Origin of the sequence: Cupriavidus pauculus, from assembly GCF_022179805.1 — a bacterium.
GTDB lineage: Bacteria > Pseudomonadota > Gammaproteobacteria > Burkholderiales > Burkholderiaceae > Cupriavidus > Cupriavidus pauculus_E.
Genome location: NZ_BPUO01000003.1, coordinates 221,160 through 236,530, shown reverse-complemented (window position 1 = coordinate 236,530; position 15,371 = coordinate 221,160). Strand labels below are relative to the sequence as shown.

14 protein-coding genes are annotated in these 15,371 nt (G+C 66.1%); 11 read left to right on the top strand and 3 right to left on the bottom strand.

Annotated features, from left to right (window positions below):
* Nucleotides 1–85 precede the first annotated feature (85 nt).
* The gene (mnmH, locus tag MFF62_RS07250) at nt 86–1,147 is read right to left on the bottom strand and encodes a tRNA 2-selenouridine(34) synthase MnmH (RefSeq protein ID WP_238261652.1); all 1,062 of its coding nucleotides are present in this window, start codon (nt 1,145–1,147) and stop codon (nt 86–88) included.
* Between the two features lie 156 nt (nt 1,148–1,303).
* On the opposite strand from mnmH, the gene MFF62_RS07245 reads away from it, so the two are divergent.
* The gene (locus tag MFF62_RS07245) at nt 1,304–2,218 is read left to right on the top strand and encodes an AraC family transcriptional regulator (protein ID WP_238261651.1); all 915 of its coding nucleotides are present in this window, start codon (nt 1,304–1,306) and stop codon (nt 2,216–2,218) included.
* 192 nt (nt 2,219–2,410) lie between these two features.
* Nucleotides 2,411–3,295, top strand: a complete 885-nt coding sequence (locus MFF62_RS07240; protein ID WP_238261650.1) for a sensor histidine kinase — start codon at nt 2,411–2,413, stop codon at nt 3,293–3,295.
* Between the two features lie 28 nt (nt 3,296–3,323).
* Here the strand turns inward: MFF62_RS07240 and MFF62_RS07235 are convergent, their stop codons facing one another.
* Both MFF62_RS07235 and MFF62_RS07230 read right to left on the bottom strand, forming a co-directional pair.
* On the bottom strand, nt 3,324–3,431 hold the full coding sequence (locus tag MFF62_RS07235; RefSeq protein WP_238261648.1) for an alpha-hydroxy-acid oxidizing protein: 108 nt from the start codon (nt 3,429–3,431) through the stop codon (nt 3,324–3,326).
* Nucleotides 3,432–4,031: 600 nt separating this feature from the next.
* A complete protein-coding gene (locus tag MFF62_RS07230; protein WP_238261646.1) occupies nt 4,032–5,018 on the bottom strand; it encodes a hypothetical protein in 987 nt (328 codons plus the stop codon).
* Between the two features lie 216 nt (nt 5,019–5,234).
* Here MFF62_RS07230 and MFF62_RS07225 point away from each other — a divergent pair, with 216 nt between their 5' ends.
* The 9 genes from MFF62_RS07225 to MFF62_RS07185 all read left to right on the top strand — a co-directional run bounded on the left by MFF62_RS07225 (nt 5,235) and on the right by MFF62_RS07185 (nt 15,368).
* Nucleotides 5,235–6,629 carry a DUF3300 domain-containing protein gene (locus tag MFF62_RS07225; RefSeq protein WP_404990687.1) on the top strand — a complete coding sequence of 465 codons (1,395 nt, stop codon included), beginning with the start codon at nt 5,235–5,237 and terminating at the stop codon, nt 6,627–6,629.
* A 12-nt stretch (nt 6,630–6,641) separates the two neighbouring features.
* Nucleotides 6,642–7,580 carry a DUF2950 domain-containing protein gene (locus MFF62_RS07220; RefSeq protein WP_238261645.1) on the top strand — a complete coding sequence of 313 codons (939 nt, stop codon included), beginning with the start codon at nt 6,642–6,644 and terminating at the stop codon, nt 7,578–7,580.
* Between the two features lie 344 nt (nt 7,581–7,924).
* Complete coding sequence (locus MFF62_RS07215; protein WP_238261643.1) at nt 7,925–8,491, top strand: BPSL1445 family SYLF domain-containing lipoprotein; 567 nt, start codon at nt 7,925–7,927, stop codon at nt 8,489–8,491.
* 18 nt (nt 8,492–8,509) lie between these two features.
* A complete protein-coding gene (locus tag MFF62_RS07210; RefSeq protein WP_238261641.1) occupies nt 8,510–9,406 on the top strand; it encodes a sensor histidine kinase in 897 nt (298 codons plus the stop codon).
* 2 nt (nt 9,407–9,408) lie between these two features.
* A complete protein-coding gene (locus MFF62_RS07205) occupies nt 9,409–10,032 on the top strand; it encodes a response regulator transcription factor (protein WP_238261639.1) in 624 nt (207 codons plus the stop codon).
* A gap of 126 nt (nt 10,033–10,158) precedes the next feature.
* Nucleotides 10,159–10,530 carry a response regulator transcription factor gene (locus MFF62_RS07200; protein WP_238261637.1) on the top strand — a complete coding sequence of 124 codons (372 nt, stop codon included), beginning with the start codon at nt 10,159–10,161 and terminating at the stop codon, nt 10,528–10,530.
* Between the two features lie 123 nt (nt 10,531–10,653).
* Nucleotides 10,654–10,908: an RNA recognition motif domain-containing protein gene (locus MFF62_RS07195; RefSeq protein ID WP_238261635.1), complete on the top strand. Its 255-nt coding sequence runs from the start codon at nt 10,654–10,656 to the stop codon at nt 10,906–10,908.
* A gap of 30 nt (nt 10,909–10,938) precedes the next feature.
* Entirely contained in the window at nt 10,939–12,195 is a 1,257-nt protein-coding gene (locus MFF62_RS07190; RefSeq protein WP_238261633.1) for an efflux RND transporter periplasmic adaptor subunit, read from the top strand.
* Nucleotides 12,192–15,368 (top strand): efflux RND transporter permease subunit, encoded by a 3,177-nt coding sequence (locus MFF62_RS07185; RefSeq protein WP_238261631.1) that lies wholly within the window; start codon nt 12,192–12,194, stop codon nt 15,366–15,368. Before MFF62_RS07190 ends, MFF62_RS07185 begins: the two co-directional genes overlap by 4 nt.
* Nucleotides 15,369–15,371: the final 3 nt, after the last annotated feature.

Here is a 15,371-nt window from a genome sequence, read left to right as displayed (position 1 = left end):
GGATTTTCCGAATGCTTGTAGGGTCTACAAGCTTCGGCGTTCTCTGGGTCGGCCCATGAGGTGACGAATTGGGCGGCGCAGCAGGCTATCCCGGCGAGCGTGCCTTGACCTGCCCGGCGATCTCGACGGCCAGCGCGTCGATGGATTCGGTCGACAGGCAGTTGGCGGGCACGATCATCCGGTCTTCCCACCGATGGAAATGCTTGCGCTGGGAACGCGCATAGGACGGGTCGTAATGGCGCCCCGCCAGTTCGGCGAACAGCGCCGGCAGGTCGCGCGTCCTGGCCATGGCTTGCCAGGCGTCGATGGTCGTCTTGCCGTGTAATTCCTTGAGCCGGCCAAGCTGGTCGGCCAGCCATTCGGGACGGTCGCCCAGGTACGCGTAGTCGCGCAGCAGGAAGGCCAGCCGCGCCGGCATCGGTACCTCGATTTCCACACACAGGCTGTCGCGCATGCGCGCGACCAGCGGCACCGGCAGGTTCAGTTGCCCGATGCGCGCGCTTTCGCCTTCCACGAACAACGGGCGCGACGGGTCGATGTGATCGATCACATCGGCCAGCGCCGTCTCCAGGCCGGTCTGCGATGGCTGCGCAATACCGGGCAGCGCGCCCAGCAGCGAACCCTTGTGCCGGGCTAGGCCCTCGATATCCAGCACCTGCTCGCCGTGCGCGGCCAGGGCGTGGAGCACGCGCGTCTTGCCGCTGCCGGTGGCACCGCAGATCACCACCAGGGGCAGTTGGGGGGAGCGGGATTCGAGCGTGGCGATGACATGGCGGCGCCACGACTTGTAGCCGCCGGCAAGCTGCTGGGCGTCCCAGCCCACCATCCGCATCCAGGTGGTCATGGCACCACTGCGCAGCCCGCCGCGCCAGCAATAGATCAGCGGCCGCCAGCCCTGCGGATGCTCGGCGAACGCCCCGCGCAGATGGCGCGCAAGGTTGGCGGCCACCATGGCGCCGCCCAAGCGGCGGGCCTCGAAGGCGCCAGCTTGCTTGTACAGCGTGCCGACGATGCGCCGTTCCTCGTTGTCGAGCACCGGGCAGTTGATGGCGCCCGGAATATGGTCAATCTCGAACTCGGCGGGAGAGCGCGCGTCGACGATGGCATCGAACGCATGGCGATCCTCGACTTGCACGTACGGTTTCATGAAGGGCTGGCCTGAGGTTGTGTGCGATTGCCGACGCCGCCGCGATGCTTCGGCCACATTGGGCATGCTATGCTGCGCCCGCCCGCTTCTGCAAGGATCTGGTAAGAATCATGCAGCATCATCGTGAATCCTCGCGATGCTTCGCGGACTTTCACCATGTCGACAACCCCAGCCACCTCCGCCCCGAAGGTACCGAAAGGTCTGGTCGATACGTTCGGCTGTTCCTCGGACAAGTTGCACGCCGACCAGGCGCTGGTGGGCGCTGACATTCATTTCCATCGCAAGAGTTCACGCCACCAGTCGGGCCAGATTTCCATGCCGGCGGCCGAGCGTGGCTTCGTGGCCGGCATTGCGCTGGAAGCCGGCCACCGGCGCCGCATCATTCGCGGCCAGCGTGCTGGCACGCATGACTTCGCGGCTGGCGACCTCTACGTCCGCAGCTTGGCCGAGGACTACAAGGCCGACTACCAGACCCGTTTCGATTTCATCCTGATGGAGTTGCCGCGCAGCTTCATCGAGCGCACCAGCGCCGAGATGGGGCGGATCCGCCTGCGGGGGTTGCGCGAGACCGCAGGCCAGGCAGATCCGGTGCTGGCGCTGCTGGCCCAGGCACTGGTGCCGGCGCTATGCCGTCCCGAGCAGGCCTGCCGGCTGTTCGTCGACCAGCTCGCCATGACCATCGGCACGCATCTGGTAGGCCAATATGGTGACGAGGCGGTGCAGTCGACCAAGATCAACCGGTTGCTGTCCCCGCGCTGTGTGGCCAGGGCCAAGGAACTGCTGGCCGCGCGCATCGACGGCAATGTGTCGATTACCGAGGTGGCCGATGCCTGCGCGCTGTCGCGCAGTCATTTCACGCGTGCATTCCGCGACACCACCGGACAGACACCCTACCAGTGGCTGCTGGCACAACGGCTGGAACGCGCCTGCGTGCTGCTGACCAATGCCGCCATGCCCCTGGCTGAGGTGGCCGTGGCCTGCGGGTTTGCCGACCAGAGCCATTTCACGCGGGCGTTCTCGCGGCATATGGGCGTGGCCCCTGGCGCTTGGCGCCGGCGCTGCGTAGCCTGAAGCGTTGCCGGGTACACATAGTGCGGCAAGTTTGCGCACAGGCCTGCCAGGCGCGGCACAAATCGACAAGGCAACGGCGCTGGCATCGCGTAGATTGGCCCTGACTGCCGTACGGCGTGCCATGGAAGCCAACAGCTTCTGGTGCATCGCCGCTTTCGGTGTTTCTCGATCACCTCCCGGAGACGTCCCCCCGTGACATCGCAAACCGATCCGCCCTCGGACGCGCCATTCCAGCAGGACGCTATCCGGATGGTGCGGGACGTTGCGCTGGCCATCGAGCGGCGCATCGAGGAAAACCTGAGCGGCGCCGGTCCCGATGCTGGCCCCTGCCGCACCGCCACGACCATCGCCCAGTGCCTGCAGGAACAGATGGTGCATCTGGCGCGCGTGGCCACGCTGGGCACGCTTGCTGCATCCATTGCCCACGAAATCCGCCAGCCGCTGACCGCCATCCGGATCGAGGCGGGCGCCATCTCGCGCTGGATGAACCGCGACTCGCCCGTCGCCGACGAAGTCACCGAAGGCCTCCGCCGTATCCAGGAGCAGTCCGAGCGCGCCGAGCGCGTGATCGCCAGCTTGCGCGCGATGATGCGCCGCGAGCCGCTGCCGCCGCAGCCGTTCGCGCTCGATCAGGCCTTGCAAGAGGTGCTGCCCCTGGCCGACTGCAAGGTCAACGTCGCCAGCGTGAACCTGCAACTCGATCTCGATGCCACGCTGTCGCCGGTGTACGGAGATCACGTGCAGATCCAGCAGGTCATGCTCAACCTGCTGCTCAACGCCGTCGAAGCCCGGAGCGAGGGCCCCCCCGGCAGCGCCGAAGTGGTGCTGCGCACGCGGCGTGGCGCCGACGATACGGCCATCATCGATGTCATCGACAACGGGCGCGGCATTGCGCCAGACCAGCTTGCCCGGATCTTCGAGCCGTTCTTCAGCACCAAGGACGACGGCATGGGTATCGGGCTGGCCATCTGCCGGTCGATTGTCGAGTTGCATGGCGGCACCATCGCGGCCACCTCGGGCGACGGGCAGACCACGGTGACCGTGACGCTGCCCCTGCGCGCTCCCGACGGCGCCTGACGACGCGCGGCCGAGTGCACCGCCGCCGCTACGGCCGGTAGATCGTGGTGCTGTCCAGCGCCGCAAGCGTGGGACACCCCAGCAGCGCCATGGCTGCTTCGAGTTCGGCCTGCAGCAGCGTCAGCACGTGCGTCACGCCGGGCGTCGAGAAACTCGCGTGGAATGACGAAGATGGTCTTCGGCGTTTCCTTCACGGTATCGGGCAGGCGCGCGATGCCGGTGGGCGCGGCGTTGGTGTTCTCGAACCCCTTGTCGGTGACGGTGACCGCAGGCAGCACCTTGACGGGCTGTGCGTGGGCGACAAAAGGAAGCGCCGAGATCGTGAGGATCGTACCGGTGCCTGCCGCGCCGGACACCAATACACGGATCGATGACGAAAGGATTTTCTGCTGCACAACTGAACTCCAGCTTTCTGACGACAACTATCGGAACGGATGCGAACATCCGTTGCGCCTGTCACAGGACAGACGCGCGGGTGCGGTCGAAGGGGGGCGGAGTAGGGGTGCCGCGGAGGGCTTGCTGGCGCGCGGAAGCGCGGTGGCTGGCTGCGGGACGGGTGCGGATACGAGGCCTGTCCCACGCGCAATGATCTCATCAACAACCGGGCAACCGTAAAGGCATTCGCCATGGCCGGTCAATTGAAGACAGGCGCGCGCCAGAGAATTCAGAAAACTGCGAAATCCTCGCGCGTAAAATGCGGCGCGGATGCAACGTACCACGCTGCGCGGCGTCAGAATCAGAAGCTGGCGGCGAGCCCCAGCGAGATGCCCGACACGTTGTTGCCGAACACATAGCGCACCACGGCGCGCACGCGGGTGACAAACACGTCGTGAGCGCTGGTGTCCAGCTCCAGCCCCAATCCCAGCGTGGTCAGGTAGTTGAACCCGAGCGCGCCGGCCTGCGCGCCGAAGTAGTGCGAGTGCGACAGCTCCAGCACGTAGCGGACCGGGCGGTCCAGCGCGAAATAGCCGGTGGGCGCGCGCCATCGCGCGTACAGGCTGGCAGTCTGCGCCGTGGCGTGGCCCTGCACCGCGGACGACGAGCCGCCGAAGCTCTGCAGTTCGATGTGGGTGTAGCGCAGTTCCAGGTCGATGTCGTGTTCGGGCCGGTAGTGTTCCCAGTCCAGCATCACCGACCCGCCCAGCCCGTAGGCGTTCAGCGATCCGCCGTCGAGAAAGTTGATGTCGCGGTCGGTTTTGCGGTTCACGAACCCCTGCGCCAGCCGCAGGTCGCTGGACACATTGCCCAGAGACGCGTTGAGGATGGGGCGGAACACCAGTTCGCGGTCCTCCGTCAGCGGAAAGTCCCAGCCGATGCCGACGGTGCCGGCGACAGTGTTCCAGCGCGTGGGCAGTTCGCGCGACTCGATGCCGTCCGATGCCACGAAAGTGGGGTCGTAGCGGCTGTAGGCGATGGACCCTTCCATATAGATGGGCACCGACTTGCTCAGGGTGAAGCCGCCGCCCAGTTGCGACATGATCACGCCCGGATTGGCGGTCTGCGCGTCGGTGATCGACAGTGAACTCGACGCCAGGTCGGGCACCACCGAAAAGCTCATCAGCGTCAGCACGGCGTTGGCCTGGCGCTGCACCGCCGGGCCGAACAGCTTGAGGTCGGGGGTTTGCTGCGCGCGGGCCGGCGCCGTGCCGCCCCACCACAGCAGCGATGGCAGCAGCACGGCCAGGCACCCCCGGCGGACGAACCCGGATCCTGGAAACGTCATGCGGCCCATGCGGTCGGCCGGGATGGCCCGGCGGCGTTCGGCAATGCTGGCAAGCCTACGTGAGCGCGGGGCGGATGCGAATTGGACCAAAGCCGTACTGCGCCGGGCCGCATTGGACCAAGGTCACATTGCCGAGCGTGCGCCCGCCATCTATATGTTCTGCTGAAAGGTGGAACGGGTGCGGGCCAGCACATTTCGACGGAAGGGGGCGGCAGCATGCGACAGGTGCGACAAACGTGCCGGATGCGCGGCATCGGGCTCTGGCTGCTGGGATGCCTGCTGGCGTTCATGGGCCACGCCATGGCGCAGTCCGAGCCGGCGCAGAAGCCTACATTCAAGCCCGAGGAGATCGAGGCGCTGGTGGCGCCCATCGCGCTGTATCCGGATTCGGTGCTGTCGCAGGTGCTGATGGCGTCCACCTATCCGCTGGAAGTCGTGCAGGCGGCACGCTGGGTCAAGGCCAATCCAAACGTCAAGGGCGACGCCGCGATCAAGGCGGTGCAGGACCAGCCGTGGGATGTCAGCGTGAAGTCGCTGGTGGCGTTTCCGCAGGCGCTGGAGCCGATGAACGACAAGCTCGACTGGACGCAGAAGCTGGGCGATGCGTTCCTGGCCCAGGAAAAGGACGTGCTGGCGGCGGTGCAGCGGCTGCGCGCCAAGGCGCAGCAATCCGGCAACCTGAAGTCCAACGAGCAGCAGAACGTGACGGTCCAGCCGGCGCCGCAAGGCGCGACCACGCAGCAGACCATCATCATCGAGCCGGCCAATCCACAGACCATCTACGTGCCCGCGTACAACCCGACGGTGGTGTATGGCAGTTGGGGCTATCCGGCCTATCCGCCGTACTACTGGCCGCCGTATCCGGCCTACTATCCGGGCGCCGCGCTGGCCACCGGCTTTGCGTGGGGCGTAGGCCTGGCGGCGGCGGGCGCCATCTTCGGCAACTGCAACTGGGGAGGCGGCGACGTGAACATCAACGTGAACCGGGCTACCAATATCGACCGCAACTTCGACCGCACGAAGGTGGAGGGCGGCGGCAAGTGGAAGCACGATGCCAGCCATCGCAAGGGGGTGGCCTATCGTGACAACGCCACGCGCGAGAAATTCGGCAACAACGTGGGCGGCGCGGATCGCCGCAACGACTTCAGGGGGCGTGAGGGAGCAGGAGACCGGGGAGGTGACCGCGCTGGAAATCGCGGCACCGACCGCGCGGGCGACCGCATGGGCGATCGGAGCGGCGACCGGGCTGGGGATCGGACTGGTGACAGAGCTGGCGACCGCGCGGGGGACCGGGCCGGTGACCGGGGTGGCATGAGCGACCGCGGCGGTGGCCGGGCCGAGCACACGGGCATGGGCGGCGGCGGGCGCGACAACGCGTTCCAGGGCGTGGGCGGTGGCGGCGCGGCGTCGCAGCGCGATTTCGACCGTGGCCATGCCAGCGCGGGCGGTGGCTTTGGCGGCGGACAGTCGGCCGCCCATCGTGGCGGTGGCGGTGGCGGCGGCGGATTCCAGGGGGGCGGAGGCGGACGCGGCGGCGGTGGCTTCTCGGGGGGTGGCGGCCGTGGCGGTGGAGGCTTCGGCGGGGGCGGTGGGCGTGGCGGACGCCGCTAGCGGGAGAGGACGATGACTACCTGGAGCGCGCGCATCGTGCACATCATTGGCAGAGTCCTGGCGCTGGGCATGGCGCTGGGTTTGATGACGGCCGCGCAGGCACAGAAGGCGTTCGACACGCCCGAGGCCGCCATGAATGCGTTCGGCAACGCGGTGGCCACCAGTGACGACGCGGCCTTGACGACGCTGCTTGGTGCCGAGCAGCGGCGCATGATCCCGCCCGTGGGCGCCGACCTCAGGTACCGCTTCCTGGCGGCATGGAACCAGTCGCATCGCATTGTCGGCGGCGCCGACGGCCTGGCGCGCGTGGCCGTTGGCAACGATGGCTGGACGCTGCCGATACCGCTGGTGCAGCGCAATGGCCGCTGGCAATTCGACACGCGGCAAGGCATCGACGAAATCAGGCTGCGGCGCATCGGCCGTAACGAGTTGTCGACCATCCAGACCATGCTGGCCATCTACGATGCGCAGCACGACTACGCGATGGGCAACCACGAGGGCAATGGCCTGCTGGTGTATGCGCGCAAGCTGGTCAGTTCGCCTGGCAGGCAGGACGGGCTCTACTGGCCCACCACACCCGGCCAGCCGGAAAGCCCGCTGGGGCCGGCGTTCATCGACGCCGTGGCGAGCCATCACAGCGCCGAGAACGGATATAACGGCTATCGCTACAAGCTGCTGAACGGGCAGGGCGCCAGCGCGCCCGGCGGAAAATATACGTATCTGGTCAATGGCAAGCTGTTCGGCGGCTTTGCCGTGCTGGCATGGCCCGCACGCTATGGCGATACCGGCATCAAGAGCTTCCTGGTCAGCCACGACGGCCAGGTCTACGAACGCGACCTGGGACGCGATACGGCCAGGCGCGCCGCTACGATCGATACCTTCGATCCGGGCTCCGGATGGAGCAAGGTTGCACCGGAATTACTGCAGCCGATGACCGCCGGGACCCGCTAGTTTCCCTTGTACAGGCAATCGATTCACCGTGCGCAAGTAACGCCCGGTGCGCTTGGCCAATTAAGTAATCCAATAAGACAGCCATCAATGTGAATGAGAATTTTCTTCAGTAATTATTAAATATTCACGCGCTGCCCAAGTAAAGATTGCAATAGGTAAGTCGCCGACCTAACTTGATATGGCACATTCATCCAAACCAGAAAAAGCGATAGCGCTCGACGGCATTGCCAAGGGGTAGGTCGTACAGGGATGCAGCAAGTATCAGGCGCGGCGGCGGCCTTCCTGCCTTGCGCGCGGTCGTCCGTTCGCCCCTGGCGTCCTCCCGTTTCCAGAGGGAGATCACTATGAATCGACGGCTGTTCGTGAGCCTGCCTTCATTGGCACTGGCGCCAGCATTGTTTGGATGCACCACCAACATGTCGGGCAGCGACGCGGCGGCCAAACGCCGCGAAATCGATGCCGGCGTGGACGGCACCATGACCAAGCTGTTTGCCTCGGCCAGCTCCGCGCGAGGCCTGGCGCAGCAGGCCAAAGGCATTTTGGTGTTTCCCAAGATCCTCGCGGGCGGCTTTATCGTGGGCGCCGAGTACGGCGAGGGCGCGCTGCGCGTGAACAATGCCTCGGTGGGCTACTACCGCACCACGTCGGCGTCGTTCGGCCTGCTGGCAGGCGCGCAGTCCAAGGCGCTGATCATGATGTTCATGACCGACGCCGCGCTGCAGAAATTCCAGGCCAGCAAGGGCTGGACGGCCGGCGTGGACGGATCGGTGGCGCTGGCCACAATCGGTGCCAACGGCCAGGTCGACACCAACACGGCGCGCGCGCCGATCATCGGCTTCGTGCTGACCAACGCGGGTCTGATGGCCAACCTGTCGCTGGAAGGTACGAAAGTCAGCAAGCTCGATATCTGACCGCTTGCACTTGCCACCATGAGATGGGTCCCGTTGTTGCTCGTGGGCGCGTCCGTCGCCCTGGCGCTGGGTGCGCTGCCCGTGCGGCGCGCGTTGCGTGCGCGCCACAGCGACGCGCTGCGCGTCGTGGACGGCAGTCCGCTATCCGATATCGCCAGCCGCCCTGGCATGGTCGAACTGGCCGGATCGCTGGCGCACGAACTGAACCAGCCGCTTACCGCCATTACCAGCAATGCACAGGCGGCGCGCGAATACCTGATGTCGGGGGCATCGGCGCAGGAGGAGATCCGCGAAATCCTCGATGACATCGTCAGCGATGCCTCGCGCGCGAGCGACATCGTCAGGGGCGTGCGGGCGCTGATCCGTGGCGAGGCACCACGCCTAGTGCCATTCCACATGGGCGACGTCATCGCGCGGGCGCTGGAACTGGTGCACAATGAGGCGCGCGCGCGAGGCGTGACCGTGCAAGGCGCCGCGGATCGCAGCCTGCCACGTGCCATGGGCGACCCGATGGAAATCCAGCTCGTGCTGCTCAACCTGCTGGTCAATGCGCTGGACGCCATGGAGAGCCTGCCGCCGGATCATCCGCGCGACGTGCTGGTATCGGTGTTCGCGCGCGACGGCATGCTGCGGCTGTGCGTGCGCGACAACGGCTGCGGCGTGGCGGAGGCCGATGTCGACAAGATCTTCCGGCCGTTCTATTCGTCAAAGCCGAAAGGCATGGGCCTGGGTCTGTCGTTCAGCCGCGCGCTCATGGAACGCAATGGCGGACGCCTGCGCGCCATTCACAACAGCGACCAAGGCATGACGTTCGAATGCCTGCTGCGCATCGAAGACACGGCCACGGCCAGCGCGCACCACCCCGCGCCGGTCGCGCTGGCGGCCCGGCTTCGCACCGCATCCTCCCGGAGGTAGCCATGCCTGCGACCAGGTCCATCGTATATATCGTCGACGACGACGACAGCGTGCGCCGCGCGCTGGGCCGCGTGCTGGGTGCGCACGGCTACGCGTCCACGGGCTTTCCTTCCGCTGGCGAGTTCCTGGAACATGCCGACCTCGACAGCGCGCCATGCTGCATGCTGCTGGACCTGCAGTTGCCGGACCTGAGCGGCATCGACCTGCAGCAGGCGCTGTGCAGCCGAATTCCAGTCATCATCCTGACCGGCCATGCCGACGTCGCCAGCGCAGTGCAGACGATGCAGGCGGGCGCGAGCGACTTCCTGCAAAAGCCGGTGTCCGATGTGCAACTGCTGGGCGCGGTGGACAAGGCATGCGAAAGCGCGCAGCGCCAGCATGCGGAGGCGCGCGAGCTGCGCGACCTGCAGAAGAAGGTAGACCGGCTGACACCGCGCGAGCGCGAGGTGCTGGGCTGGATCGTCACGGGCTGCCGCAACAAGCAGGTGGCCAACCGGCTGGGCACCGTGGAAAAGACCATCAAGGTACATCGCGCCCACGTGATGCAGAAGCTGGAAGTGGACTCCCTGCCGGCGCTGGTCCGCATCGCGGACCGCATGGGTATGGTGGCGGACCCGGCCGCCTGAGCCGCCGCGCGCATCGGCGCCGTCGCACCCCGGCGTCCGGATGGACCATGGGCCAATATCGCCGGCCCCGTGCGTCTCGTAGCCTAAGCACATACCTGCTTACGATTTGGCTGCGCGTTCCTGCAAATGGGTGCTACCGGAAAATTCGTGGTGGTGGTCGACGATGATGCCTCGGTGGCGCGATCCACGACGAGACTGCTGCGTGCCGCCGGCATCACGGTCGATACCTTTACCAGCGGCGCCGACTTTGTGGCGCGGATACAGGACCAGCCCGCGTATCGCCCCGGCTGCGTGATCCTGGACGTCTGCATGCCGGGAATGGACGGCCTGGAGGTGCAGGCACACCTGTCCGGCTTGGCGCTGCCCCTGATCTTCATCACCGCGCATGACGTACCCGAGGCGCGCGACGCGGCATTGTCATCGGGCGCGCTGGGCTACCTGCGCAAGCCGTTCGACGGCAGTCAGCTGCTGGCCTTGGTGCGCAGCGTGATGCCATAGCCTCATGCCTTTGGTCCTTGGTCCAATTGCCAAGCAGGCGGCAGCGGGCACACTCTTAGCAGGACGGGCCGCGGCGCATGAGCCGCCTGAATGGTCCGGAAGCTGAACAAGGGGGACCGGCAAATGTCGATACTGATGCTTTCCAACCTCCATCCCGACACGACCGAGGAGCAGGTGAAGGACTTTCTGCAGCGCTATGGCTTTCCGCCGTACGACGCGTATGAGCGGCAGGAAGGCGACGGCACCCGGCCATCGGTGACGCTGACGTTCCAGACGGTCGACCAGGCCACGCTGCAGCCGCTGGTGCCGCGCATCCACGACGTGTTCTGGAACGGCCACAAGATCAACGCGCTGGTGCTGCGCGAACGCTTCAGGTAGCGGCGGCTGACGCGCGCGGGAGATACGACAATGGCAAGCGGTCTGGAATCCATGCGCGGACGGTGGGCCTGGCTAGCGCTTGCCCTGGCAGTGGCATTGGCTGTCTCCGGTTGCAAGAAGCAGGAAGCCAAGGGGCCCGCCGCGCCGCCGGTGACCGAAGTGGGCGTCGTCAAGGTGGCGCTGCACGAGGTGCCGCTGACCTACGAGTACGTTGGCGAAACCCAGAGTTCGCAGCAGGTGGAGATCCGGGCGCGCGTGAACGGCTTCCTGGAACAGCGGCTCTATACCGAGGGCACGCTGGTCAAGACCGGGCAGGTCATGTTCCGCATGGACCAGAAGCCGTTCCAGGCCGCGCTGGAGGCCGCGCAGGCCGAACTGGCACAGCAGCAGGCACGCCTGACTACTGCGCGCGCCAATCTGGCACGAGTGCGGCCGCTGGCCGCCAGGAACGCTCTGAGCCAGAAGGACCTGGACGACGCCACTGGGCAGGAACAGGCCGCCGCCGCCGCCGTGGAGGCGGCCAAGGCCAACGTCACCAACGCGAAACTGAACCTCGGCTACACCACTATCTCATCGCCGGTTGACGGGTTGTCCAGCTACGCTAAGAAGCAGGTCGGGTCGTACATCGATTCGTCGAACAGCCTGCTTACGTATGTGGCCAAGCTCGATCCGATCTGGATCAACTTCAGCCTGTCCGAGAACGAGGTACTACAGTATCAGTCTCAGACCGCGGCGGGCACGCTTAAGGTGCCCGAGCGCGGCGCCATGGAAGTGGAGATCGTGCTGGCCGATGGCACCACCTATCCGCAGCGCGGGCACATCGCATTCGCCGATGCATCGTTCAATTCGGAAACCGGCACCTACCTGATCCGCGCGGAAATGCCCAACACCAGGGGCGCGTTGCGGCCGGGCCAGTTCGTGCGCGTGCGCCTGATTGGCGCGGTACGTACGGGCGCCATCACGGTGCCGCAGGAAGCTGTGGTGCAGGGCCAGCGCGGCCAGTCGGTGTGGCTGGTGGGCAAGGACAACAAGGCCGAATCGCGTGTGGTGGATGTGGGCGAATGGTCGCGCGGCAACTGGGTGATCCGCTCGGGCCTGCGCGAGGGCGATACCGTGATCGTCGACGGCGCGGTGCGCCTGGCGCCGGGTGCACCGGTCAAGCCCGTACCCGGGCCACCGCAGCAGGCAACTGACGGCCCACCGCCCGCGCAGCCCGGTGCACCGGCCGCGCCCTCCGCACCTGCCTCGCCGGGAGCACCCCCCGCTGGCAAGGGGGCGGCCTCATGAAGCTGTCGCATTTCTTTATCGACCGGCCGATCTTTGCATCGGTGCTGTCTATCATCATCGTGGTGGGCGGGCTGGTGGCGCTGTTCAACCTGCCGATTTCCCAGTTTCCCGACATCACGCCGCCCAGCATCACGGTGTCGACGACCTATCCGGGCGCCAGTTCCGAAGTCGTGGCGCAGAACGTGGCCGCGCCGATCGAGCAGCAGGTCAACGGTGCGGACAACATGCTCTACATGTCGTCGTCGAGTTCGTCCACTGGCAACATGACGCTGACCACGTACTTCGAGATCGGCACCGATCCGTCGCTGGCCCAGGTGGATGTACAGAACCGCGTGAACCTGGCGCTGCCCACGCTGCCCGACGCCGTGACCCGGCAGGGCGTGACCGTCGAAAAGCGCTCGCAGGCGTTCATGATGGTGATTGCGGTTTATTCGCCTGATAACAGCTATGCGCAGACCTTTGTCGACAACTACACGAGCATCTACGTGCTCGATTCGCTCAAGCGCATTCCGGGTGCCAACCAGTCGGCCATCTTCGGCACGCCGGACTACGCCATGCGCATCTGGCTGAAACCCGACCGCATGGCACAGCTCGGCATCACGGCCGAGGACGTCAAGGCCGCGGTGTCCAACCAGAACGAGCAGTTCTCGGCAGGCCGCATCGGGCAGTCGCCCACCTCGGGGCCCGTCAAGCAGACGTTTCCGGTGGCCACCAAGGGCCGCATGACCGAGCCGGCCGAGTTCGAGAACATCATCCTGCGTGCGGCGTCGGGTGACGCTGCGCTGGTGCGGCTCAAGGACATCGGCCGCGCCGAGCTGGGTTCCAAGGATTACTCGCTGCGCAGCCGTTACAAGGGCAAGACGGCGACGCTGCTGGCGGTGTACCAGCAGCCGGGCGCCAATGCGCTGGCCGTGGCGGGCCAGGTCCGCAAGACGCTGGAAGAGGCCAAGAAGACGTTTCCGCCGGGGCTGGAATACGAGATCGCGCTCGATACCACCGAGTTCGTGCAGGAATCGATCAACGAGGTGGTGCACACGCTGCGCGATGCCGTGATCCTGGTGATCCTGGTGGTCTATCTGTTCCTGCAGAGTTTTCGCGCCACGCTGGTGCCGATCCTGGCCGTGCCGGTGTCGATCATAGGCACGTTCACGGCCATGGCGGCTTTTGGCTTCTCGGTGAACATGCTCACGCTGTTTGGCATGGTGCTGGCCATCGGCATCGTGGTGGACGATGCCATCGTGGTGATCGAGAACGTCGAGCGCAACATGATGGAATTCCACATGCCGCCCAAGGAGGCCGCCAAGGCCGCCATGGATGAAGTGGGCGGGCCGGTGATCGCCATCGTGCTGGTGCTGCTGGCAGTGTTCATTCCGGTGGCGTTCCTGTCCGGCATCACGGGTCAACTCTACAAGCAGTTTGCCATCACGCTGGCCGTGTCGGTGCTGCTGTCCGGCGTGGTGGCCCTGACGCTGTCGCCCGCGCTGGCGGCCATCCTGCTCAAGCCCGGCAGCCACGAGAAGAACCGCTTCTTCCGCTGGTTCAACCGCAGCTTCGACCGTCTGGTGGAAGGCTATGGCGCGGCCGTGCAGACCGTGATCCGCCGCACCGTGATCTCGATTGCCATCGTGGCCGCGCTGATCGTGGCCAGCGTGCTGATGTTCGTGCGCATTCCGTCGTCGTTCCTGCCCGTGGAGGACCAGGGCTACTTGCTGGGTGCCGTGATCCTGCCCGATGCGGCGAGCCTGGACCGCACGGGCGCGTTGTCGAAGCGCGCGGCCGAATGGTTCGAGAAGCAGCCGGCGGTCAAGTCGGTGGCCGTGCCCGACGGCTTCAGCCTGATCGACTCGCAGAACAAGGCCAACGCCGGCACGCTGTTCATCACGCTGAAGGGCTTTCACGAACGCGGCAAGGGCGAGAGCGCCGCCGACCTGATTGCCCAGGCCAACCGCGAGTTCTCCACCTATCGCGAGGGGCTGGTGATCCCGGTGAACCCGCCGTCCATCCCGGGGCTGGGCACCACGGGCGGCTTCGAGTTCTGGCTGCAGAGCACCGGTGACGGCACCTATCAGCAGCTGGAAGAGCACACGCGCGCGTTCATCGCCAAGGCGCGGCAGCGTCCGGAGCTGCGCGGCGTGAGTTCCACCATCAACACGCGTTCGCGGCAGCTGCTAGTGGACCTGGACCGCGAGCGCGCGGAGACGCAAGGCGTGCCGGTGGAACAGGTGTACGCCGCGCTGCAGACCATGTTCGGGTCGCTGTACGTGAGCCAGTTCCCGAAGAACAGCCGGCTGTTCCAGGTGATCTTGCAGGCCGAACCCGAGTACCGGTCGCGGCCCGAGGACATCGACAAGGTCTACGTGCGCAATGCGCGCAACGAGATGGTGCCGATCAAGGCGGTGACCACCGCCCGCTGGGTGGCGGGCGCCGACCTGGTCACGCGCTTCAACAATTTCCCGGCGGCGAAGATCACCGGCGATGCGGCGCCGGGCTACAGCTCGGGGCAGGCGCTGCAGGCCATGGAGGAAGTGGCCGCCGAGCTGCTGGGGCAGGGCTACAGCTATGCGTGGAGCGGCCAGGCGTATGAGGAAAAGAAGGCGGGCTCGACGGCGGCCATGGTGTTCGCGTTCGCGCTGCTGATGGTGTTTCTGATCCTGGCGGCGCAGTACGAGAAGTGGTCGTTGCCAATTGGCGTGCTGCTGGCCGTGCCGTTCGCGCTGTTCGGCGCGCTGGTCGGGATATTGGTGCGAGGCATGGAAAACGATGTGTACTTCCAGATCGGCCTGACCGTGCTGATTGCGCTGGCGGCCAAGAATGCCATCCTGATCTTCGAGTTCGCCGTGGAGATGCGCGTCAAGGAGGGCCTGAGCGCGTATGACGCGGCGGTCAAGGCGTCCAAGCTGCGGCTGCGGCCCATTATCATGACGTCGCTGGCATTTATCCTGGGTTGCATCCCTCTGGCCATCGCCAGCGGCGCGTCAGCCGCCAGCCGGCAGTCGCTGGGCACTGGCGTGATCGGCGGCATGCTCGGAGCCACGGTGATCGCCATCTTCTTCATTCCGATGTTCTTCTGGGGCCTGGAGCGAGAGAGCAAAAAGAAGCTCGCGAAACAGGCCGCCAGGGACGCCGGCCCCGGGCCCGACCCGGGCGCACCGGCCAGTCCAGCCAAGGAGTAGACC